General features: G+C 76.7%; 1 protein-coding gene. It reads right to left on the bottom strand.

The genetic code is table 11. The annotated features are described in order from the left end of the window. Positions 1-283, bottom strand: a 283-nt coding sequence (locus tag BHU15_RS37550) for an ROK family protein (RefSeq protein ID WP_141726992.1), incomplete at both ends; no start/stop codon positions are given.

Here is a 283-nt window from a genome sequence, read left to right on the forward strand (position 1 = left end):
TCGGCGCGCGCCAACGCCCGTGCGTGGCTGTCCACCTGGACCGGCAGACCGGTCGCGGCGGCGAGGTGGTCCCGTACGGCGACGTTCCGCCAGCCCAGTTGGGGATGGAGCACGATCACCCCGGCGTCCGGGTCCACGCGGTGGCCGGTGGCCACGCCGAGGGCCAGCACCGAACGCCCCTGCGCGTGGCCGGACATGAGCCCGGGCAGCCGTCTCGCGAGCGAGTCGAGCACCTGACGCGGGTCGGGACGGGCGGCCTCGTGCGGCCGGCGGTCCTCGGCGA

Origin of the sequence: Streptomyces niveus, assembly GCF_001723055.1 — a bacterium.
Classification (GTDB): Bacteria; Actinomycetota; Actinomycetes; order Streptomycetales; family Streptomycetaceae; genus Streptomyces; species Streptomyces niveus.